The organism is Myxococcus eversor (assembly GCF_010894455.1).
Lineage (GTDB): Bacteria > Myxococcota > Myxococcia > Myxococcales > Myxococcaceae > Myxococcus > Myxococcus eversor.
The window spans coordinates 175,610-200,403 of the sequence record NZ_JAAIXY010000011.1 but is presented as its reverse complement, the minus strand read 5'-3'; the positions used below and the strand labels follow the sequence as shown (position 1 = coordinate 200,403).

The following is a 24,794-nucleotide window of genomic DNA, read 5'->3' as shown; positions in this document are numbered from 1 at the left end:
TGCACCCGCAGCCCCTGCGCCGTCCCCACGACCAGCCACGGACCGAACACGGAGGCAGACCGCGCCGGGACATCCAGCACGGCGGCCGCTGTCCCGAGCTGAGCCAGCTCGGTGCCCGACTCCTCGAAGCAGCTCAGGCCACTGGCCCACACCACGCAGGCCCGGTCATCCCCGGTCGCGACGACGAAGTCCACGCTCCCCACGACGGTCGACGCCTTCACCGTGGGCGCATGCGGCGTGGACACGTCCACGGACATCAGGCTCTCGTCACCGAGCACCAGCACGCGGGTTCCACTCGCCGCGAGCCCCTTGACGGGCTCCGTGGGCAGACGTCCCGCGAGCTGGCCGGCGGCCGTGTACACCTCGACGCCTTCATCCGTCCCCACCGCCAGCAGCGCACCGCGCACCGCCGTCAACGCCGTGGGCGCGCGCCGCACGTCCATCGTCGTCACTGACAGGTCCGGCAACGACAGCCACTCGACGACGCCGGCGCCACCGCGACGCACCGCCACCGCGAGCCGGTCCTCGACAAAGGACAGCCCCACTCCGCGCCCCTTCATCCGGCGCGTGCCCGTGACGGCGAGCGTGGAGCGGGAGCGCAGCTCCACCACGGACTCACCCACGGAGTCCTCGCGCAGCACCGCCCACGCGTCGCTCCTCGCGGCCACGGCCACCACCGGCAGCGACGGCTCCGGCTTCACGCTCACGTCCGCCTTCGCGAACACCGCCAGCGTGCCCGTCTTCACGCTCGCCAGCCGCTGCGAGCCCGTCTCCAGGGCCTCCACCCGGGCCACCACCGGCGCGCCTTCCGGACCGCGCGGCAGCGTGTACCGCCCCTCCGCGCCGGAGGACGCGACGCCGTCCACGGTGAGCGAAGGCACCGGCGTCATCTCTCCGGCCTGAGCCCCCACCTGGAGCAGTGAGCCCCCCAGCCACATCGGTCCCACTGGCAGCGTCGCCACCTGGATGACCGGAATGGGCTCCGAGGAGTCGTTCTCCACCTGGAACACCTGGACGATGGGCTCGCTCTGGAGTCCATCCAGGTCCGTGGCCACCGCGCGCACCGTCACGCGATAGGGCTTGTTGTTGACCAGCACGGGCACCCGGAAGCGATGGCTCCAGGGCTCGTGCGTCAGCGTCACGGACTGCTGGTCCAGCCCCAGTTGGACGGACTCCACGCCCGCGGGCGCGCTCACGTCCACTGTCACATCGACCTCGTCGCCTTCCCACAGAGGGCTGCCAGCACTCGGCGAGCGCAGGCTCACCACCGGCTTCGTGGCGTTCGGCACGGCCGCCAGCACGGTGACGTCCACCGTCGACTCCGCGTCGTTGCCCCGCGCATCCGCCGCGGACACCCGCAGCTTCACCTGCGTGTCCTCGGTGACGGAAGGCGCCACCCAGCGCACCGGCCCGGGGACTCCCGCGAATGTGGCGAGCTGCTTCGGCGCCGTGGTTCCCATCAACTGGTGGAACGTGGTGCGCGTGACGCGGATGTCGTCGGACACGCTCGCGCGCAGCTCCAGGCCCGCGCCCGAGGGAATCTTGGCGCCCATGGTCGGCAGCAACCAGGCCACCGTCGGGTCCTGGACGTCACGCTCCACCGTCACCTGCAGCAGCGCGGACGCGGAGGTCTGTCCACGCGAGTCCGTCGCCACGGCGACCAGTTCGTGGACCTCGCTCACCTCACCCGTCAGCACGAGCGGCAGCGCCTCTTCCAGAACGCTCGTCGTCCCCGTCAGCCCGGTGACCCGGCGCAGCGGCCGACCATCCATGCTCAGCTCGATGGCGCTGAGCTGCTCGGGGTCTTCCGCGGAGACGCGGAGGGCAAGCGTCTCGCCTTCCTTGCCCTGCACCGCCGCGAGCGCGGGCTCCGTGAAGCTCACCGTGGGCAACCTGTCGTTGGTCAGGTTCACGGTCGCCGACACCGTGTTGGGATTGCCACTGCCATCCACCGCGCGAGCCACCAGTGTGGATGTCCCTCCCGCCGGAATGCTCTGCCAGGTGTAGCGGAACTTCGGCTCGTGCCGCGTCACCCGCGACAGCGCCACGCCGTCGACGGAGAGCTCCAGGAGCAGGGGCCCCGGGCCGGTGTCCGTGCCGGACACCACGAAGGTGTACTCCGTGCCCACCCCCAGCGTGGAGTTGTGCACCTGCGTCGTGCGTCCCTCGAAGGCCAGCGCCACCGTGGGGGCGATGACGTCCACGGCGTAGAAGGTCTGCGGCCGGGGCGCGGGCCGCACGTTGCCCGCGACGTCGTAGACGTTCGTCAGGGTCAACATGTAGCCCTTGGTGGACTCGAGGTTCGCGGCACCCGCGGGCCTCGTGAAGGTCATCGTCGAGCCCGACACGGTCAGGTCCCCCGACAGCGTCGCCCCCGTCGAGGCGTTGGTCAGCACCGCCGTGGTGAGCGCCTCGGGCGCCACACCCTTCCGCACGGGCTCGTCGAACGTGGCGCTGAATGTCTTCTGCGCGAGCGGCACCGCCCCCGAGGGCAAGTACACGGGCGACGCGGTCGGCGGCTTCAGGTCTCCCCGGTGGAGGCTCGCCGCCAGCACCAGGCTCGCGCCCGGCTGGGACAGATAGAGCGGCACCGCCCCCTCTCCACCCGCGGGGATGCGGACATCCACGCGGTTCGTCGCGAAGTTCATGAGCTGAGCGAGAGGACCGTTCTGCGTGAAGCGCACCTCCAGGCCCCGCGTGAAGCCCGTACCCGTCAGGCGCACCCACTGCCCCGCGTTGTCGATGCGGTTCGGGGTGACCTCGGAGACGGACAGCGGCGTGTTGTACACGAAGCCACCGGGCACCTCCGCCACGTCGTTCCCACTGACCACTCGCACCAGCACCGGTCCCGCGTGCTGCGTCGCCGGAGCGAGCACTCGCAGTTGGGTGGCCAGGGCCTCGTGCGTCGGGTCATCCGCGGCCAGCGCCAGCCCGAAGTACACCTGCGCATCCGGCGCGAAGCCCGAGCCCTGGAGCGTCACCACGGTGCCACCCGTCAGGGGACCATGGTCCGGGGCAATCTCGGAGACGGAGACACCGGAAGCCTCCGCGCCACCCCGGAACGAGTACGTCCAGTCACCGAGCACGGTGCCGCCCTTGTACGGCGTCTTCCCCAAGGTGATGCGCGCCGAGTAGTCCCTTCCGGACACGAGCGTGCTGGTGGGTTGGGAACGCAGCGTCGAGCCCGACGGCGTCACCGTCGCGGGCACCACGGTGGTCTCCTCCAGGAGCAGGATGGACGACTGCGCCACCACGGACAGCGGCAGCTCGCTCGCGACGGACACCGACACGGGCGCGTTCAGCGGCAGCACGCCTCCGGGCTGGGGCGACATGTGCCGCAGCGTCGGGTACGGCAGCGTGTCGAAGAGCTGCGTGCGGCCCGACAGCGTCGTCAGCAGCACGAAGCCATCACCCACCAGCGGCCTCGGCTGGTAGTTGGCGGTGTGCGTGAAGAAGGTCCGCTCGACGAAGGTCGGCGTGACGGTGGTGTCGATCCACGACGCACGCCCCGTGCCCGCGGCGACCAGCCACGGACCGGAGAGCGCCACGGAGCTCGGCATGCTTCCGGACTCGCCACTCGAGGTCCATGAGCCCACCAACCTCGGCGCCTTCGGGTCCATCACCTCCAGGACGTACGCGGACTTGCCCGCGGCCACGGCGATGCGGTTGCCCTCCACGGACAGGTCCATGGCCATCCCCGCCAGCCCGCTGACGGAGCCCTCCACCTTCAGCTCGCCATCCCTCAAGCCGCGCAGCTCCACGCGCGAGACCTGGCCCTCATCCAGCAGCACCGCCAGGGAGTCCCCCACCACGCCCAGCGCGGCGATGCGCGAAGGCGACAGCGAGTGTTGCGCGAGCACCACCAGGTTGTCTCTCGGCTGGCCCGACTCGCGCATCTCGCCGAGCAGCACCAGCTCACCCCCGCCCGCCACCACCACCGTGGTGGCCCCGGGCCCCACGGCCACGGACGTCAGGTAGGCGCCCGCCACCAGCGGGACACGGTCCAGTTCCACCGGCGCACACGGCACGCCCGGGCCACTGCCACACGCCCCCAGGTCGTACCGCACCACCACGTCCGTTCCGAGGAGGACCGCCCGGCTCCCCGACACCGCCAGCGCAGCGGCGCCGCTCACGCCCGGCACGCGACCCAGCTCCAGCTTGTTGCCGGACAACGACAGGTCGATGGCGACCAGGTCGCTGTCTCGCGCCTGGAGCAGCGTCGTCCCCACGAGCGCGCTCGCGGGCCCACCGGCCTGCAGCTCCTCGCGCTTCGCCAGGGTGAAGGTGAAGCCACCCGCCAGGACGCTGCCCACCGAGGTGCTCCCCGTGGGCGTCTCCACGCGCACGTCGACGGGCCCCACGATTCCATCCGGCACCGTCGCCGTCAGCACGCCCGACACGTCCACCGTCGTCGTGCTCGCCGGCACGCCGGAGAACATCACGCGCGAGCCGGAATAGAAGCCCTCGCCATGGAGGCGGACCTGCGCGCGGCTCATCGTCTCCGCGAAGGCCGGCTCCACCTTCGTCAGCTTCGGAACCGGCAGGTAGCGGTAGGCCCCCAGCCGCGACACGGACAGGCCATCCGCGTTGCGGACCTCCACGGAGGCCGCGCCCGCGACACCCGGAGGCGCCAGGACCGTGATGACCTTTCCACCCTGCGACACGGCGCAGCTTCCCCCGGACGTCGCGCCCGCCGGCTTGCCTCCGATGAGCACGGTGCAGCCCGACAGGAAGCCGGTGCCATGCAGCGTCACCGTCTCGCCACCCGCCGTGAGGCCATGGGCAGGGCTCACCTCGCCCAGCGTCGGACGCGCGACGGTGGCCTGCGTGGCCGTCAGGAACCGGACCTCCGTGTCCGTGCCCAGCTCACCGCCCTGGAGGTCCGCCAGCGCACTGCCCACCTTGAGCACGTAGCGCGTGCCCACGCTCAGCGCGGGCGACGGCGTGAAGATGGCGCGAGCACCGCCCTCGTCCGAGCGGGCCTCCACCGAGCCCGTCACCGTCTGACCGGTCGACGTCTCCAGCCGCACCTGGTCCAGTGTGTTCGTCGCGGGCAGCTCCGACAGGAGCACCGCCGGCTTCGTCCCCACGGGCACCGTCTCGCCCTCGGACGGAATGGAGCCACGCACCTCCAGGTGGTCCAGCATCACCGAGGCGATGGTGCCCGCCAGCACTCCGTGCCCGGTGTCAGGCGGTTGCACGGGCAGATCCACCGCGCGCCCGTTCTTGTCGAGCACCAGCGTTCCCACCATCAGGTACTTGTCCATCATCGCCAGCGTGTTGGCGTCGCCCTGGACCAGCGCATGCTCCAGCGCCGTGGGGCTTCCGGTGTGAGGCACCCGGAAGCGCTGCACCTTGCCGCCGCCGGCCGCCACATAGGCGATGCCCGCGGCCACCCGCGCCTGCTCCGCGGAGACCCGTCCGTTGTTCATCACGTCCGCGAGCAGCAGCGCGCCCGCCAGCGACGGCTGGTTCGGCGTCTGGAGCTCGATGATGGTCACCTGCGCCTTGGCGCCGAGCGACACATAGGCCCGCGAGCCCTCCGTCGTGATGTGGCGCGCGGAGCCGATGAGCGGGAATTCGCCCACCTGCTCCAGGTCACCCCGGCGCGCGTCCAGCACGAGCAGCCGGGTGCCCCCCGGCCCTTGTGCCGAGGCCAGCAGGTAGTCGCCATGCAGCGCCAGCGCCGTGACGCCGCCTTGAATGAGCCGCTGGTACGTCTGACGCGGCTGGGGATTCTCCGTGGTCCGGTAGGCACGAATCCCCGAGGCATCCGCCGCGTAGACCATGTCGCCCCCGGCCACCACGGCCACCGTCGCGCCCGTCCCCGGCAGCGAGTACGTCACCGCCGACGCGGAAGGCCGCGTCACGTCCATCACCTTCAGGCCGCCCGTCCCCGCGGCGACGTAGAGGACGTTGCCCACCTTGGCGAGCTGGTACGCCCCCGACGTCCCGCTGTCGCTGAACATCACCCGCGCCATCTGCCGGACCGCCGTCTGCTCGGAGAGGTCGGCGATGTACAGGCCGCCCTGGGACTGCGAGCGCAGCCCTCCGCCCTCGATGGCCGCGCCATTCGGGCCGGTGACATCCACCTCGCCACCGATGGAGCCGTAGAGGACGCCACGGTCCACCAGCACGTGCCGCAAGGGCGGTGTCTCCAGCCGCGCCGTCGCGCCCGCGCCATAGAGGAACGAACTGGCGCGCACGGCCTCGCGCGGCTGCGTGCCTCCGTCATGCGTGGGAAGCGTCAGGCGGGCCTTCACGTCCACCAGCCCCGCCGCGTGGGGCGGAGCCACCGCCGTGGCCTGACCCGACGAGCGCACGTTCACCGTGAAGGAGCGCGCATCGTCGAAGTAGACCTCCATGCCGGGGAGGAAGCCCGCGCCCGTGAGGGCCACTTCCACGCCCCCCTGCTGGCTCGCATGGTCCGGAACCGGAGCGCTCAACTGGAGCGCGTCGCGGTACGTGAACGCGCCCAGCCGCGTCGCCTGCATTCCGTTCGCGTAGCCCACCTGCACGGCCGCGGGCCCGGCGACGGACGACGGAGGAATCCGCACAGTGAGCGTGCCCGACTCCGCGTTGAACACCACGTCACCTGCTCCGGTGATGGACGTTCCACCCACGGACACCCCGAGTCCCGCGCCGCCCAGGTTGGAGCCGACGATGCGCACCGTCGTCGTCTCGGTCCGCAGACCGCTCGACGGTGTGACGGAGGTGATGACGGGCCTCAGGCGGCCGGACAGGTCCACCTGGAACTTGAAGAAGACCGACGTCGCCAGCGGACGCGACAGTCCGTCCTCGGACAGCGTGGACTTCACGCCGCCCGCCGCCAGGGACACCTCCACCCGTTCACCGGGCTGGAAGACGTCCATTGGGTCGGGCGTGAAGAACAGCGAGGAGGTCCTCAGGGCGGTCGCCTCCACGCGGCTGACTCCCGTCACCACGCGCCCGGCCGGGAACGCCGTCGAGAAGGCCTTCACGCGGAAGGCCGCCGGCACCAGCGAGTCGAGCGCCACGGGCAGCGAGAAGTCGATGCGGACATCCGTGCCCACCGGGGCCAGCGACTCCGGCTCCGGGGACGAGCCCACGGCGAGCAACTCCGCGGGAGCAACCTCCACGACGGTGCGCCCCGCGCCGCGCGTGGCCACCCACAACGAACCACCGAACCACGTCAGGCCGGAGCCCTCCGCGTCCAGCAAGGTGGACTGGAGCAACACCGGCTGCCCCTCGTGCGCCGTCGTCACGTCGAAGACGTACAGGCGCCGGCCCACCGTGACGTAGGCGCGCCCCGAGCGCACGGAGATGCGCGCACGCATCAACTGGTCCGTGGACACGCCCGCATCGACCACGACTCCGCCCAGCCGCGCGCCCTGGCGGTCATGGATGGCCAACCGCAGGCCATTGCCACCCGAGGCGTTGATGTTCGACGTGAGGACGTAGAAGCGGTTCACTCCCAGCTCCAGCGCCAGGCCATCCTCCGGGTACAGCGGGATGGAGCGGACGAAGACCGGCTGCGGCCCCACCAGCTCGAAGACCTGGATCTGCCCGCTGGCCGTGCCCGGTTGGGTGACGCTGACATAGGCCAGCGTGCCCTCGATACGAACGCCCGTGGCGATGCCACCCGTGGTGGCGCGTCCCGCGACATAGGGCCGCTTGCTGTCCGCCGCGTCCACCACCGTTACCCCGGCGCCCTCGGCCAGCAGCACCAGATTGCCGCTCACGTCCAGGCCGTTGACGGGGTTGTCCGTCCTCACGCCGCCCAGGCGGATGGGCCGCTCCTCGAGCGTCACGTCGAAGATGTCCAGCCCCACCAGGTGGGCCTGGGCGCCAATGCCCACGTACAGCGTGTTTCCCGACAGCCGCAGCTCGGACACTTCCTTCGGGGGATAGCCGGGCAGCCCCAGGTTCGTGCCGAACGGCAGGTCATAGGCGAACGTCGCCACGTCCCATTCCCGTGGCTGCTCGGGCGGCTCTTCGGGTTCCTCTTCGGGGGCCACCAGGGTGACGGTCGCCAACCCCGGCGCATCCGCCGCGGGCACGGTGAAGCGCACCGTGCGCAGGTCGACGATGTCGACGTCGTCCGCCAGCGTCGTCTCGCCGACGCGGACCTTCATCCCCGGCTGGAGCACGGACTGGTCGAACACCAGCGTGGCCCGCGTTCCACCGCCCACGGGGCCGTGGTCCGGGGAGAGCGTCGCGTGCGCCTGGGCCGGGTCGTCGATGTAGAAGAGCGCGAAGGTCAGCTCCGACTTCGGCCCGCCCGGATGCGTGACTGTCACGTCCACGGGGCCCGCCTGCTGCGCCCCCAGCACGGTGACCTCCATCTCCGTGTCGTCGTCGTTGCGCGGGCAGATGACAGGCGTGCACGTCACCACGTTGGGTCCAACCTGGACCCGCTCCGTGCCCGTGAAGCCCGAGCCCTCGAGCGTGACGCGTCCACCGGTGGCACGAGGCAGCGTCGTCGGCGACACCGACATGAGCACCGGCACCCGGCTGCTCGCCTTGCCCGTCGTGAACGTGGCGCGGAACGGCTTCAAGAGATTCCCGCCCCGCTCGTCCGTCACGTCGGTGGTGACGAGCAGCGTGTAGTCCTCCTCGGGCCTCAGCGTGTCGTTGACCGAGGCCGTCACCGTGTAGACGCGCTTCGCGTCGTCGTGCGCCACGGAGAGCAGCACTTCGGCGACATGGCCCTGGGCATCCAGCGCGAGCTGGCCGTCCTCTCCCAGGAGCTTCACGTTGTCGAGCACCACGGTGGGCTCGGAGATGGGACGGTTGAAGCGCACCGTCAGCACGGGGCTGTCAGGGGAAATGATGGCCTCGCGCTCCGGGCTCATCCCGGTGACGAACGAGAACGGAACCTGGAGCTCGGTCAGGCGATCTCCACCCGCCAGCAGCAGCCGGTCTCCCACGACCGCCACATCCATGGCCAGCTCGGTGTTGCCTCCGCTCACCAACTCCGGCGCGCGCGGATTCGACACGTCCACCAGCACCACGCCACCCTCCTTCGCCGACACGAAGAGCATGTCCCCCAGCAGGCGCAACCGCTGCGGCTGGCCCGGCGTATTCGACAGCGCCTCGTCGAAGTCGATGCGCGGGCAGTCCGGCTCCGGATCCTCGGGGTGCTGGCAGCCCAGCTCCACCGGCGCCGCGGGGTTGCTGATGTCGATGAAGCGAAGGCCCAGCTCCGCCGCCGCGACGATGGCCGTGTTTCCCACCACCACCACGTCCGTGATGCTGGCGTTGAAAGGCAGCCGCGCCAGTCGCGCCGCCCCAGGCCGCGCGGACTCGTAGATCTCCAGACCGCCCTCGGGCCCCTCGCCCTTCCCGTGGTACGTCGTGCGCTGCCCGCCTCCCGCGCCACCTCCGAGCGAATACTCGGGCGGCGGCGGCAACGTCCCTTCCGGGTTGTTGCAGTAGTGGGCGCCCTCATGCTGTCCGGTGGCGACGAAGAGCCGGCCTCCGTGCACCGTCATGCCGTAGGGCTCGCCGCTCGGAGACAGGCTCCCCACCAGCAGCGGGTCCGCCGGGTAGCGAGTGTCCAGCAGTCGCAGGATGCCGCCCTTGCCGGCCGCGGGCTCGGAGCCCACGCAGGGCCCCGCGTTCGGCGGAGGGTTGGGCTGCATCTGGTTGAAGGCCACCCAGCTCCCCAGGGGCGTGGGCAGCAGGCGCGTGGCGAACTCGGGTTCGCCCCAGCCTCCGAACTTCGCCCGACCCAGCTCCGCCATCGAGCGGTCATTCGCCGTCGTCACGGCCAGGCCGGCCGCGCCGTTGGCGATGAGCACCTGGCCCGGCAGCGTCGCCACGTCGAGCGAGTCCGGCGTCAGGTCGAACTCCGGCCACGGCGTGTCGCTGGGCAGGTAGCCGAACAGGATGGCCTGGAGCCGGTCCACCTTCTCGACCTTGGGATTGACGGTCTGCCCCACGGAGGCGACGGGCTGACCCGCGTTGCGGACATCGAACGTGCCCGCGGTGAAGGCGTCGAAGTAGCGACCGCCCAGGATGTACGTGGCGTTGAGGTCCTTCGGCACGCGGTTGCCGCTGATGGACGCTCCAGCCGACGAGTACAGGTACAGGGGCTCGTCCAGGTCCGCGACCAGGGCCTTCGTGCGGAACGCGGAGACGGTGGCCACGCCATCCGTGCTCGTCGGCGCGCCCGACGCCTGCGGCGTGCGACCCCGCTCCAGGCCGTAGCCCACCTTGGTCTCCAGGCGGCTGTCCTCGGGCGGCTCCGAGCTTCCGCCCGAGCCCAGGTCGTCCGGCAGCGGAGCCGTCACGCGAACGATGGCGTAGCCATTCTCCCCGAACACCCCTGGAGGGGCCGTCACCGCCAGCTCCTCCGTGGAGAGGACCTGAACGGAGGAGGCCAGCACCCCACCGACGTAGACCGTCGGTCCGCCCAGTGCCCCATAGGCCCAGGCCGGCAGGAAGCCGACACCGCGCACCCGCATCTGGCTGCCGCCAAAGGGGTTGAGGAAGCGAGGCGTCGCACTCGTGATGTTCAACGGGGCCTTGTAGAGGAAGCCACCCGGCCTGCGGTCCCACAGCCCCGAGCCCGACACCAGGTTCCCACTCACGTCGAACATCCCGTTGATGACCACCACGTCCGCGAGCCCAGGCGCTCCCCCGGGAGCGATGACCTCCAGTCGCGTCGAGGAAGGAATCTCCAAGGGCTGCACGGTGGCCCGCTCGCCACCAATCAGGACGGTGACCACCTCCTCGAAGTTCCGTCCGAGGATCTGCACACGCGATCCGCCGCCAGCGCGGCCCACGCGCGGCACCACCTGGGCAATCTCAGGACGTGCGCCCGGCGCGCTCGCCGCGTCGAACTCCACCTCGAAAGGTGACAACAGGTCCTTGCCGTCCGGCGTGAGCAGGTCCGTCGACACCGACAGCACCAACTCCGCGCCAGAGGGCAGCGGGTTCTCCGGACGGAAGCGGATGAGCACGGTGCTGACCGGCTCCGTCGCGCTCCCCGCCTCCAGGTCCGCGCCCGTCGCGCCGGTGCCCAGCCACTCCGTGCCATCCACCTTCAACGACACGGACTGACGCGCGCTCTCCGGCGTCACCGTCGTGGAGAACGTGAGCAGCAACGACGACAGGTCGAGCGGAACCACGTCTCCCGCCTTCACGCTCGCGGAGACCAGGGTCAGCTCCGCCGCCGGACCGAACTCCAGCGCCCAGCCCGCGTTGCCACGGTTCCTGGCGCTGACGATGCGACCTCCCGCCACGGCGACCCGCTCGGCGGAGCCACCACTCGCTCCCGCGACGTGATGCAGCAGCCGGGGATTGAGCAAGTCACTCAGGTCCACCACGGCCACGCCCGCCGCGCCCACGGCCACGTAGGCCACATCCCCCACCAGCCGCACGTCCGAGGCGAAGCCCTTGAGCTTGTCGGTGCCCAGCGCGGCACGCCGGACAGGATTCGCCGGACTCGACACGTCCACGAGTACCAGGCCCTCGGCCCCCGCCGCCACGACGGCCACGTGGTCCCGACGCAGGCGCACGCGTTGCACGTCCAATTCCAACGAACCCTGCTGCGCCGGCATCCGGTCCACCCGCACCGTGTGCAGGTGACCTCCGGTGAAGCGATGGCCCGGGGTCCACGTGCCGGTGCCCACCACCGCCAGATCGTCCTCCACGGCCAGCGCGCTGACCTCGGGGAGCAACGGCTCCCCCAGGGTGTTCAGCAGGAAGGCGGCGTTCGTGATGTCGAAGCTCCGCAGGCCGCCCTTGCCTGCGGCGGCCAGCAGTCTGTCTCCTCGCAGGTCCAGGCCGAAGGCCGCGCCATTGCCAGCGGTGGTGGAGCGAACCAGCCTGGGCGTGGCCGGGTCGGAGATATCCAGCTCCAGGACGGTGCCCGCCGTGTAGCCGTTGTCATCCTGACGGGCGCCCGCGCCGATGAAGAGGCGGTCATTCCACTCGGACGCGTACGCGAGGGAGAGCAGGTCTCCTCCCAGGTAATCCCACGTCCCGATGATGCGGTCATCGCGACGGTCCGTGTCCTCGTCGATGACCTCGTTGCGGCGCTCGGGCGGGATGGGCGTCCCCGCCAGTCGGCCCTTCAGGTAGAGCCCCGACATGTCGACGATGCGAAGACCACCGGCGCCAACCATGTAGAGATGCTCGCCAATGGCCAGCTGGTCGCGAATCTCGCCCTGGAACGCCACCGCCGAATCCGTCGGCTGGTCGAAGGTGAAGGCGCCCGTGAGCGTGAAGGTCGACTCGTCCGACTGGGTCACCGTGACGTCCACCGGGCCGCGCAAGCCATTGGGCGTGTACGCCTCGATGCGCTCCATGCCCAGCACGCGCACGCGCAGGGCGGGCGCGTTACCGAAGCGCACCTGGACGGTGCCGCTCGTCTTGAAGCCGGTGCCACCCAGCAGCACCTTCGTTCCACCCGAGGCAGGACCTCGGCCCGGCGTGACGGAGAGCAGCGCCAGGTCCTTCGTGTAGATGAACGCACCCGCGCGAATCAGCGAGCTGCCAGACGGGTTGCGAATCTCCAGCGACGCGGCGCCAGCCACGGTCGATGCGGGCGTGCGCACGACGAGCTGGGTCGCGGTGCGCGACTCAATCTCCGCGGGAGTACCACCCAGGCGGACCTCCATTCCCTCCTCGAAGCCGCTGCCCGTCAGCGTCACGAGCGTGCCTCCGGTGATGGGGCCTTCTCGTGGCGAAATCGAGCCGACGACGACCCGTCGTGCCACGGTGTCCTGGGACGTCTCGAACTCCGTGACGAAGCGCCCGGGCATGAGCGAACCGTCCGTGCTCGCCGCCTGGAGGCCGGAGATGACCAGCCGGTGGAGTGTCAGCGCCCTGAGCGTCTGGCTCGGGTCGATGACGAGCTGGTGGACCCCCGCTTCGCTCACCTGCAGCGAGACGAGCACTGGGAGGTCCTCACCCTCGGCGGAGCCATCCATCCGATAGAGCCGCGCGTTGACCGACGACACCTCGCGCACCGCGACGTTGAGGTCGGCGACCAGCGTCTCCGTGGTGGGAATGCCCGTCGCGTACGGCGCCGGACTCACGGCCATCACCATGGGGAACGGCACGGCGATGACGGCGAACCCGTCATTGGGCGCTGGCTGCGCGGGCGGCGAGTAGACGGTGCCGATGGTGGCCGCCACCACGCCCTGGTCGATTGCGACATCCGAAAGCGACGTCGCGGGCCACAGGTCCACGGCGTCCACGGCGAGCGGCGTGGCCAGCTCCGAGAGCGCGGAGAGCTGCACCACGCCAGCGCCCGCGTTCACACCCAGGTGGGTGCCCAGCGCGGACAGCGAGAAGCGCGTGCCCACCAGGGTCGGCACCTGCGCCACCTGACGAGGCTGCGTGGGAGGCGTCAGGGAGACCGTGGACGCCCCCAGCCCGGACGACGACAGCCCGCGTCCCGAGTGGATGGCCAGGTCTCCCAGGTCCTGCGTCTCGCCCACCACCGGGAAGCCCGGACGCGCCAGGTCGACCACGAGTGTGGCCATGTCGCTCCCAGACCGTGCGAGCAGCACCGCGTGACGGCCGAGCATCCGCACCTTCTCGATGGAGGGCGTCCGCACCGAGCCCTTCATCAGGAAGGACCGCACGGAGCCGAGCAGCGTGGGACGCAGCGGCTCCACCAACGAGAACACCGCGAGGCCACTGTCGCCCGCGGCGACGAGTGCCAGGTCATCCACCACCGCGATATCGTGCGCCTTGCCCTCATAGGGCAGCGCCATGACGAGCTTGGGTTGCGTCCCCTGGCTCGCGTCCACGACGAGCAGCGACGGGCCGCCCTCGCCCACCATGTCCACGTGGGTCAGCTCCAGGGCCTCGGCCGCCACGTAGGCGATGCGCTCCCGCACCGCGAGCGCCTTGGGCTGATAGGGCGGAGGGAAGGAGACGCCACCCATCACCTCGGAGTTCTCCGGCACGGAGATGTCGACGATGGACAGCGCGCCCTGAGTGCTGCGCTTCAGCACCTCGATGACATCCGCGCCCTGCTGGATGTTCGCATCGGCGAGCAGATAGGCGCGGCCCTTCTCGAGCGCGAGCGCTCCGGGGCGGCCCTGCGGCAGGCGACTCGCGGGACGACCTTCCGTCCCATCGATGGCGGGCTGGTACCGGCCAATCCGCTTCGTCGTCGCGAGGTTCGTGTAGAGGTAGGCGTTCTCCGCCATCGCCGTCTGCCCGTCCGGATTGCCGACGAAGATGTCCGCCGGCCCGAAGCCACCTTCAGGCGTCGTCACCCGCATGCGGCCCGGAGAAAGGACGATGGCCGAGGGGGCCAGACTGCCTCGCGCCGTCTGCGCGCCCTGGCCCCGGAAGTAGACCTCCGCGCCCTGCTGGAAGCCCGCGCCGGACAGCTCCACCACCTGGCCACCCGCCAGGGGTCCGGAGGCCGGCGAGACGAAGCTCACCTGGAGGATGTCCATGTAGATGAAGCCACCCAGCAGGCTGCCTTGCAGTCCGCCCGGGTTGACCACGGTGACCTTCACGGGCCCCTCCACCTGCTGCGGCGTGCGCGCGGTGAGGACCGTCTTCGACTCACTGACGGAGACCTCCGTCGCCTCCGCGTCGGAGAAGTACACCCGGGCGCCCTGCTCGAAGCTGGCGCCGCGAATCGTCACGCGCGTGCCACCGTCCACCGGACCCGCGCGAGGCTCCACGCGGTCCACGCGCGGCACCAGCCCCTCCGCCGTGCGCGTGCGGAAGCGCGACAGGAAGCGCTTGTCCAGCGTCTGCTGGAAGGTGCTCCCCACCCCGGCCTCCACGGAGATGGAGTGCTCCTTGCCCCTCGCGAGCTTCACGCCCGCGGGGAGCAGCAGCTCGATGCGGTAGCTGTCCGTCGGGCTCACCCGCGCCTCGGTGGTCAGCACACGGCCGTTGAGCAGCCCTTCGCGCAGGATGACCCGCGCCGCGCTCACCGTGGCCGGGTCCACCGGCTGGGAGAAGCCCACGGACAGCGCCAGCTCGGGCGCCTCGAACGCCACCTGCTCCGCGCCGTTTCCGGGCGTGACGTCGGTGACGATGAAGCGGGGCAACGTGAACTCGGCCACGCCCTGGTGGCCGAACAGCGTCAGCAGTCCGTCGCCCGTCATCGACACGTCCAGCGCGGCCGGCACATTGGCCCGAACGGACGTCGTCGCGATGCCCGCGTCATCGATGATGGAGGCCGTGAGCAGTCCCTTCACCGGCCGCGAGTCCTGGTCGATGAGCTGCACCGTGGACACCGACACGTTGCCCAGGCCCGCCACCGAGCGCTGGCCCGCGGCCAGCAGGTCCGCGCGGCCCGGGGCATGCGACAGCAGCGACACCACGCGCGGCGCGGCGCGCACGTCGACCACGGCGAGCGAGGCCGTGGCGCCCTGGCACCCCACGTGGACGCGCTCGCCCACCACTTCCAACGTCTCCGCGCCACCCGGCACCGCCGCATGGCCCAGCTCGCCCAGCTCCGGGTCCAACAAGTCGACCACCCGCAGGCCGCCCGTCCCCGCCGCCACCAGCAGCTTGTCGCCGAGCACGCCCACGTCACGCGCCGGTCCATTCGTGGGCAGCGTCGTCACCCGCTGGGGATAGTCCAGGTTCGACAGGTCCACCACCACGACGCCCTGATCGCCATTGGCGACGAAGGCCAGCTGCCCCGCCGCCACCACGCCGCCCACGTCGTGGCCGGACAGTTCGATGGAGCCCCGACGCGTGATGTTGCCCGCGTTGCTCGTGTCGAACAGCACCAGCTCTCCGTTGCGAGCCGCCAGGTCATGGCGGACGCTGACGAGCACCAGGTGCCCGTGGAAGGCCGACGCCACCGGCACGCCTTCCAGCGGGTGCGCGACCAGCGCCTCCAGCGGAGCGTCCGTCACGCGGAAGAACTCCACGCCCCGGCGCACCGGCGCGCCGAGCGGAAGTCCGGTGGCCCCCACCACGCCCAGGCCGGCGCCATCCACCGCCAGCGCGGACAGGCGGGTGCTCTCCCCCGAGCCGCCAAACGGCTTGTACGGCGTCCGGGACGGCCGCATTCCGGCCTCCACCTGGATGACCTGCGACGACGCGGTGTTGCCGGACAGGTCCTTCGCGCGAGCGTGGAGGGTGATGGCCTTGCCCGCCAGCGGCGTCGGCACCAGCCACGAGTAGCCGTACCGTGGCCGGTTCGCGGAGCTGGTCCCCGCGACCGCCGAGGCGCCAACCTCGCCCGACACCGTCTCTCCCGTCCCCGACGTGTAGCTCGCGAGGAAGCCCACGTCGTGGATGCCTGCGTTGTCGGCGGCGAAGGCCGACAGGAACAGCGGCTCACCTTCCGTCACGACATCCAGGTGCGGCGGGTCCACGAGCTCCACGTTCGGCGCCGTGGTGTCGGGGATGGTGCCCACCTTCCGGGCGGGCGTCTCCGCCTCCTGCCCCGCCTTGTCCACCGCCACGGCCTTGATGAAGAACTCGCGGCTGCCGCTGCCAATGGGCGCGACGAAGCTCGCCACGTACGCGTTGGGTTTGCCGGGGATGCCCGCCGGAGCCAGCGCCGTGGCCACCTTGCGGCCGTCCACGAAGAACGACACCGACTCGATGCCGCTGTCCACGTCGATGGCGTTGGCCTCCAGGCGCAGCCGAGCGCCCGCGAAGACGGTGCCGTCGGGTTCCGGCCGCGTCAGCTCCACCGTGGGGACCTGGTCCGCGACGACGTTGAACGCGACGGGCTCCGACTGCGTCGACTGTCCGGCGGTGTCCACGGCGCGCGCGGCGATCCACAGGCGCTTGCCCACGTCCGCCGGGTCCGCCACGTAGATGTGCTCGAACGGCAACTGGAAGCGGCGGCCGACCTCGGCGAGCGAGTCCCGGGTGGGGCCCACGAGGAACGTCACATGGGCCACCGCGACGTCGTCACCCGTCTGCGCATGGAAGCTGCTTGGCAGCTTCGCCACCACCTTGAACGGCGGGTTCTTCAAGGCCACCGTTGGCGGCTTGTCGTCGATGGCGTTCACCGTCACGGTGTCCGTGGCCCATCGGTTGCTCAGGTCCACCGCCCTCGCGGTGAACCGCAGCGGGACGGACGCGCCGTTGTCGGGAACGAGGTCCTTGGGCACCAGATACGAGAAGCGGTAAGGCGGCGCGGGGACGCGGGCCAGCTCCACTTCATCCGCCGAGCCCACCTTCAGCATGAAGGTGACACCCGCCACGCCCACGTTGTCCTCGGCGCGAGCCTCCACATCCAGCCGGAGTCCCGTCACCATCGCGGACCCGTTCGCCGGAGACACCAGCTTCACCTTCGGGTCCTGCGTGTCCGCCTGCGCCAGCACCGTCACGGCCCGCGCGTCGGCTGTCTTGCCCGACGAGTCCCGCGCGTTCGCCCGGATGGTGAGGGTCCTCGACGCGGAGCCATGCGGCAGCGGCACGCGGAAGGCATACGGCCGCGTGGAGCTGGCGAAGCGCAGCATGCCGTCCACGCCGCCCTCCACGGTGACCTCCACGCGCTGGACGTCGACGTCATCCTGCGCGGCCACCAGCACGGAGAAGTCACGGCCCTCCGTCACGATGGCGCCATGGGCCGGCTGGGCGATGACCACCGTGGGTGGCAGGTCTTCCGCCACCGTCAGCACCACCGTCTGCGAGTTGACGATGTGGCCGAAGCTGTCCACCGCGCGCCCCTGCAGCCGCAGGGTGCCGCCCGTCGTCTCCGGCACGGGAATCAGGAAGCGGAACGGGGGCTGGGTCAGCGTGGCGACCGGCGTCGCGGCGCCATTCAGATAGAGCGACACGGAGGTGACGGCGACGTCGTCCTCCGCGGAGAGAATCACCGGCAGGAAGTTGCTCGCCACGGCCGTCGTCCCGTCCGAGGGAGACAGGATGGAGAGGGCGGGCTCGCGATCCCTCACGACGTCGATCTGCTGGTACTCCAGCTCACCCAGGTTGCCGGAGATGTCCCGGGCCCGGGTGGCGATGAAATACGGCACGGAGTCCAGGCCGCCCAGCTCGGACAGCTTCGGCACCGAGTGCTGGAACGTGACAACCGGCGAGTACACGTCGAAGGGAGAGCCAGGCAGGCCGTTCTCCGAAGGGAAACCTCCGGCGACGTGGACCAGCTTGAGTCCCTCGGCGCTCGGGCCCGCGTAGATCTCCACCCGGTCCACGAACGCGTTGTCATGCGCCTGGACCTGGATGAGCACCGGCGTGTTCTCGATGACGTCGCGGCCCAGGCTGGGGCGCAGCACGTTCGCCACCGGCAGGCCCGTGTCCTCCGCGATGCGAATCCGCCGCTCCACCGAGGAGCGGTTGCCTTCCAGGTCCGTCGCCTCGACGCGCAGGAGCACGAAGCTCTCGGTGCGCATGGGGTCCAACCGGACGAAGCCCGGCGGCAGCGCCAGCAGGCCTCGGAAGATGCGGAAGCGGGATATCTCCTCGGGCCCCACGCGCAGGGCGGTGAGGGCATCGCGCACGGTGACATCCGCGGCGACGGGGTTGCCGTCGGGGTCGAACAGCGTCGGCACGACGGTGCCATCCCGCGCCTCCAGTTGGAGGGCGGGCTTGCCGTTGACGAAGAACTCCACGCCGGTGACCTGGGTGTCATCCGCGGCGAGCGCGCCCAGGCGGAGCTGGATGCTGCCTTCCACCAGGTACCCGTCCTGCGCGGGCTCGAGAATGGCCAACTGGGGCGCACGCGGCCTGCGGCTCTCGATGACCAGCCGCGCGCTCTTCTCCTGGTTCGCGGTGTCCTTGACGGTGAGGGTCAACACCGTGGGCATGCCATCCGGGCCCACCGGTGGCGTGACACCCACGGACAGCGCCCTGCTCCCCACCTGCGGCGGAGCGAAGGTCTGCGTCTGTGGCGCGTTCGAGCCGAAGGTCGTCGTCACCGACTGCACGCCCACGTCGTCCTTGACGGTGAAGTGCAGCGTCGCGCTCTTGTTCTGGAGCAGGCTGACGAAGCCCCCCTCCAGCTCCGTGCGGTACAGCGTCTCCCCCACCGCCACCAGCCGGTCCATCTGGAGGGTCGGCGGCGCGTCGGAGACAATCTGCACATACGCGGGCAGGGAGACCGTCTCGTTGCCGGCGCGGTCCCACGCCTGGGCATACAGCTCGGCGGCGCCCTGGGCCTCGCGCTGGAGGGTGACCTCCACCTCCTGCGACGTCCCTACCAGCAGCGTGTCATCACCCTGGGCAACGCCATCCATCAGCAAGCGGACGCCGGACAGGCTCGCGTTGTCAGTGACGCGCAGGCGGACCTTGAACGGCTGGTTGCGCACCGCCGTCGCGCTCTCGCCCAGTCCGACGATGGACACGGTGGGGGCCACCGTGTCGGGCACCACCCGCAGGCTCCGAGCGTCCTTGGTGACCACACCGCGCGTGTCCACCGCGACGGTGGTGAGGCGCACGTCGGGAGACGTCCACGACGCGGGGATGCGGAAGCCCACCTGACGCGAGGTGAGCTGACCTGGATTGAGCGACGGGGACAGCGGGTCCACCGTCAGACGCTGACCTCCCGCCGCGGCGCGGACCTGATACGGCTGGCCGGACTGGTAGCGCAGCGCCAGCTCCGACACGAGCACCGGACGCGAGTCGCCCCCACGGGCTCGCAGCTCCACGAGGATCTGCTCCACCTCCACGGCGTTCTTCGGGAACCCGAGGTCCACCTCGTATCCATTTCCAGCGTCGAGCGTGAGCACGCGGGTCCGCGTGAGGTCGCCGGACGGGAACAGGGCCTTGAAGGTGTTCAGCTCCGCCCGCGCGTCCGCCGAGAGCGAGGCACGGGGGCGCAGATGGTAGGTGACGCGGGCCTCGGCCCCGTGGGAGTCCGCGCCGACTTTCAGACGAAGGAAGCCGGGAGCGGTGTCCGTGGCCAGGGCGACGTGCGGCGTGACGCGAACGGCGCTGTCCTCGCCCGTCACGGTGAACGTGAATGGTGCGCCTGGCGACCCGCCACTGGCCGGCTGACCGCCGAAGGACAGTGAGGCGACCGGCACCGCATGGTTCGCGAGCGAGAACGGCGTCTGGGGCGTGCCCGCGAGCGCCGTCGCCTGGAGCGCGAAGTCGTTGGCCGTCGCCGCCTTCACCTCCGACGTGGAGGCCACCAACCATGCGGCCCGCAGACCCACGTCGTCCTGCAGCTCCAGCGTGCCCTGGTAGCGCTGCTCTTCAATCAGGTCTCCGCTCGTGGGAGACACCCAGCGCGCGACGGGCGCCGTGTCGGCCACCAGCAGACAGGAATAGGCGGACACCGTGGTGCGCCCCTTGCTGTCCGTCGCCGTGGCCTCGAAGCTCACGGTGCGCGTCTCTCCGTTTGTCAGCGGGGGAAGGGTGTAGGGGCCGGTCAACGACACACTGGCCGCGGGCAGCGTTGACGGCTTCTGCTCCAGGTTCGTGAGGTCAGCCCCGTTCTCGAAGCGCACGGAGAGAGACTCCACCGCGCTGTCATCCGACGCCTGGACCTGGAGCTTCACCTCCGAGCCGGCCACGCAGGTCCGCGCGTCGGGCACGCCCGTGAGCGAGACGCGCACCACGGGAGGCAGCTTGTCCTCGGCGACGACGATATCGAACACGACCTTGGACGTGTCCGTGGGGTTGCCGGCCGGGTCATACGCGCGGGCCCAGATGACGTGCCGCTCGGGCGCCTCGTCCTCGGGGTCCACGCTGGTGCGCTTGAGGGGGACTGTTCCGGAGAAGGTCCCCACGTAGCGCCGACTGACGAGGATGTCGCCGGGCCCCTGGGGATTGGGGACGCGGACCTCCTCGAAGTCCTCGTGGCTCGCGCGCAGGTACGCCTGCTGCGGCGTGGTCGGCTGGATTTCGACGCCGTCGAGCATCACCGCGACCCGTGAGACGCGGACATCGTCCGAGACGTCGACGCGCAGTCCGAGGCTGCTCAGGTTCGGCACCTGGAGCGGCTGCGAGGCCGTCCCAGGGATGGGCGACAGCAGGAGGGCCGTGGGGTGCTCCAGGTCGTCGATGACGTCGAGCACCACGTCCTCGTGCCCGAACTGGGGCACCGGGCTCACGTCCTTGGCGATGATGCCCACCGTCCGCTCGGACGCGGGCGTGGACGGCGTGACGATGGGGGCGCGGACGACGAGCTTCTGCTGGATGGCCGTGTTGACGGGGCCGATGAACGGCTCCAGCGTCACGCCACCGGAGCGAGCCGCGAAGCTGGCGACCCCTTCGTCATCCGACACGGTGAAGGTGACGGTGACGTCCTGGCCTTCCTTCACCACGGTGCGCGGCGCGGGCAGCATCAGGTGGACGACGGGGTCGGTGTTCAGCACGGCCTGGAGCACCAGGCGGCGCTCCGCGGTGCGGTTCCCGTCATCCACGACGACGGCGCGCAGGCGCAGCGGCTTGCCCGCGAAGTCGGCGGGCACATCCAGGGTCCACTTGAAGACCTGGTACAGGCCCTCCTGCGTTCCAGTGATGGCGCCCGAGCCCACCTGCGTCTCCGGCGCATCGGGGTTGGCGGGCTGGAGCGGGTCCTGGAGGAAGAGCCGGGCGTTCTTGACGCGGACGTTGTCCGTGGCCACCACGACGACGTCCACCTTCCGGTTGGCGCCAGCGAAGACACGCGTGCCCTCGGCGGGAGTCCGGAAGGCCACCATCGGCGGCTCGTCGTCCGCCGTCACCTCGAGCGAGAGGGAGACGGTGCCCACGTTCTTCTCACCCGCGCTGTCGACGGCCTCCGCGATGAGCTGAACGGTGTCGGGCGTCGACGGCAGCAGCAGGTCGAAGCGATACGGCGGCACCGTGGCGACGCCGACGGACTCGCGGGTGCTGCCGCGCAACTGGAAGAGCTCCACCCTTGAAACGGCGACATCGTCCTCGGCATGGAGGACGATGGGAACACGTGTGGCCGCCGTGCCGACGAAGCCGGGACTGGGACTGAGGAACTCGACAGTCGGTGGCCGGTCGCCCTTGAGCGTGACGGTGTGGCTGGTTTCGGCGTGGTTGCCCGAGGAGTCGAACGCGCGCGTGGTGAGCTTGAGGGTCTCCTTGGGGAGCGGCCCCACGAAGAACTTCTCGACGGGGATGACGGTGTAGCTGATGTACGAACCGGAGACGCCCGCGTTGTCGCCGAGCGCGTCGTCGACGAAGACCGGGATCTCCTCTTCGTCGAGATAGAGCTCGACGCGCTGGGGTGAGACCTCGTCGAAGCCCGCGATGGTGACCAGCAGCGCCTGGGAGTTCGGCACCTCCACCAGATGCTGCGGCGTCAGGATGTTCACCGTCGGGGCCTTCAAGTCCCTGCGAATCCCCACGACGATGGCACCGCTCGTCAGCTCGTGCCCCTGTGCGTCCCGGGCAGTGGCCGTGATGGAGAAGGTCCCATCCACCTCGACGACGGGCGTGCGCCAGAGCACGCGATAGGGCGGCACGGCGGACTGCCCCACCGGCACGTTGTTCACCTTCCACGTCACCTGCGGCGGCTCGCCGCTGTCATCCGATGCGGCGGCGGTGAGCGTGACGGGAGTGCCACCCACGTAGGAGTCCGTGGACGTGGGTGTCTGGATGGCCACGTTGGGCGGGCCGTCCAGCCTGACGACGGCCTCGAAGCCGATGCGGCGCTCCAGGCCGCCATGGTCGATGGCCTGAATCTCGACGCGGGAACGCTTGCCCGCGCTTCCCGCCGGAGGCGTCCAGACGAGCTTGAATGCCTGGCCACCCTCGGCCGTGCCCCCCTGCCCTCCCTGGTCCTGGCGCGTGGTGGCCACCGCGTTGCCGTCCACGAGCAGCGCCAGCTTGACGCCGAAGGCCATGGCGTCGTCCGCGACGGTGCCTTCGACGGAGAGCGGCACCTTCTCCGTCACCTCCACCGTGCTGCCCAGGGGCGCGCGGCGGGTGATGAGCGGAGGCGCGTTGCCGACGATGCGGACGAGGACGGTGGAGCTTTCAGCCGTGGCGCCCTGTCGGTCCACGGCCGTGGCCTTGATGGCGGCGGAGGTGCCCGCGCTGCCCGCCGGAGGGACGTAGCTGATCTCCCACAGAGGCACCGCGACAATCACTTGGGGCGAGGTGTTGGGAACGGGGCGCAGCTCCATGCGAGCCGTCTGGGAGGAGCCGACGGGCGCGCCGTCCACGGTGAAGCGAACGACCTGGAAATCGAGCGGCGACAGATTGCCGGACGCCCAGTCACCGCTCGTCACGCGAAGGATCTGGGGGAGTCCCTCGATGAGATTCGCACCGGGGGTGGGCAGTTCGTAGACGACCTGTCGGGTGCTCGGGCCGGCGGGAGGCACGACCTTGATGTCGAGCGTGGCCTGAGGAGACTCCTGGTCACCGGAGTCCACCGCGATGGCTGCGACCTTGAAGGTGGCGCCCGCGAGAGGTGGCGCCTGGATGCGCAGCGAGTACGGCGCGGTGTCGTCGATGACGGTGGGCACGCCGTTGACCAGGAAGCTGACGTGCTTGACGGACACGTCATCGGAGGCCACGGCGCGAACCTCGAAGCTGGCGCCGGCGGCGATGGACGTGGGGCCTGACAGGCGGACCGTGGGGAGACCATCCTGTGCCTCGACGCGGATGTCGTCCGTCCAGACGACGTCGTCCACGGTGGTGTGCCGGGCGATGATGTTCACGCTGCCCTCGCGGAGCGAGGTCACCCTCCCCTCCGGGGTGACGGAGACGATGGTGGCGTCCTCCGAGCTCCAGACGGTGCGGAGGGTCGACGGGGTCAGGTCGATGACCCGGCCCGTCGCGGCGTCATCCAGGCGGCCTTCGAGCTTGAGCTGGAAGGTGTCGCGCACGCGCTCGAGCGTGACGGTGCTTGGGGTGATGCGGACGCCCGCGATGCGGGAGGGGTCGGTGACGATGACCGGCACGTCCTTCGTGCGCTCGGCGTAGGTGACCTTGACGGTGGCCTCGCCCTGGGCGAGCGCGATGACGTCACCGGACTGGGTGACGGCGACGATGGCGGGGTTGCTCGACTCGTAGAGCACGCCCCGGCGTCCACCGGAGATGTCCACTTCGCCCGCGATGGCGAAGTTGCCGAAGACCTGGAGCTGCTCGCGGCGGCCCACCTGATCCAACAGGAGGGACTCGGGCCTGGCGGAGATGGAGATGAGCGGGTCGAACGAGGTGGAGCTGGTGAACTCCACCGCGGAGGTGTGGACGGTGCGGCCAAACGGGTCCTGGAGGGAGACATCCGCGATGACGACCCCGTCGGGAGGGACCTTGCCGTCGAGCGTGGGGATGAAGAACTGGATGCGGCCGGGGGTGGAGACGCGGGGACGGCCGACGAGGCGACGGGCGGTGACGAACGCCTGGGCCTCGGCTTCGCTGAGGTCACCGAAGACGGTGCGCAGGGCGAGCGCGGAGGCGCCCATCATGGACAGCTCAGCGGAGGAGACCTGGCCGCTGTAGCCGACCTCCAGGATGATGCCGCTCTCGTTGACTTCCTCGCGGAGTACCGCGCGGACGGTGACGGGCGTGGGGGCGAAGCCCGGGGGGCTGGCCTTGGCGTCGAAGGTGGTGCTGAAAGAAGCACCGGGCACCGAGTCAGGGCCAATGGGGATGGCGGTGACGGTCAGGGCGCCGTCGTCCGGGAAGGCGGCCTTGAGCGGCACGAGCAGGTGGAACGGGACGGCGCCGGCGAAGTCACGCTCGACACGGAGGTTCGTGACGGAGGCGAAGTTGCCCTGGGTGGCGGAGAGGCCCTGGATGGTGACGAGGACCTGCGACACCTGCTGCTCGATGTCGAAGCCAATCTCCACGCTCTGCGAGCCAGGACGCAGCGGCGCGAGGGGATAGGCCGCCGTCACCTCGGGTGGCGCCGCGTGGGCCACCAGGGCGAATCCCAGGCACACCACCGCGAGCACCGCGCGAACACCGCTTGAGCTGAACCGACGCAC

At 70.6% G+C, this 24,794-nt stretch carries 1 protein-coding gene (cut by a window edge); it reads right to left on the bottom strand.

Annotated elements, in window-relative coordinates:
* Positions 1-24,794: the 5' portion of an IPT/TIG domain-containing protein gene (locus G4D83_RS46925; protein WP_163866950.1), read on the bottom strand. It extends 7,333 nt beyond the left edge of the window; the window shows 24,794 of its 32,127 coding nt (coding positions 1-24,794); it begins with the start codon at positions 24,792-24,794; its stop codon lies off the left edge, out of view.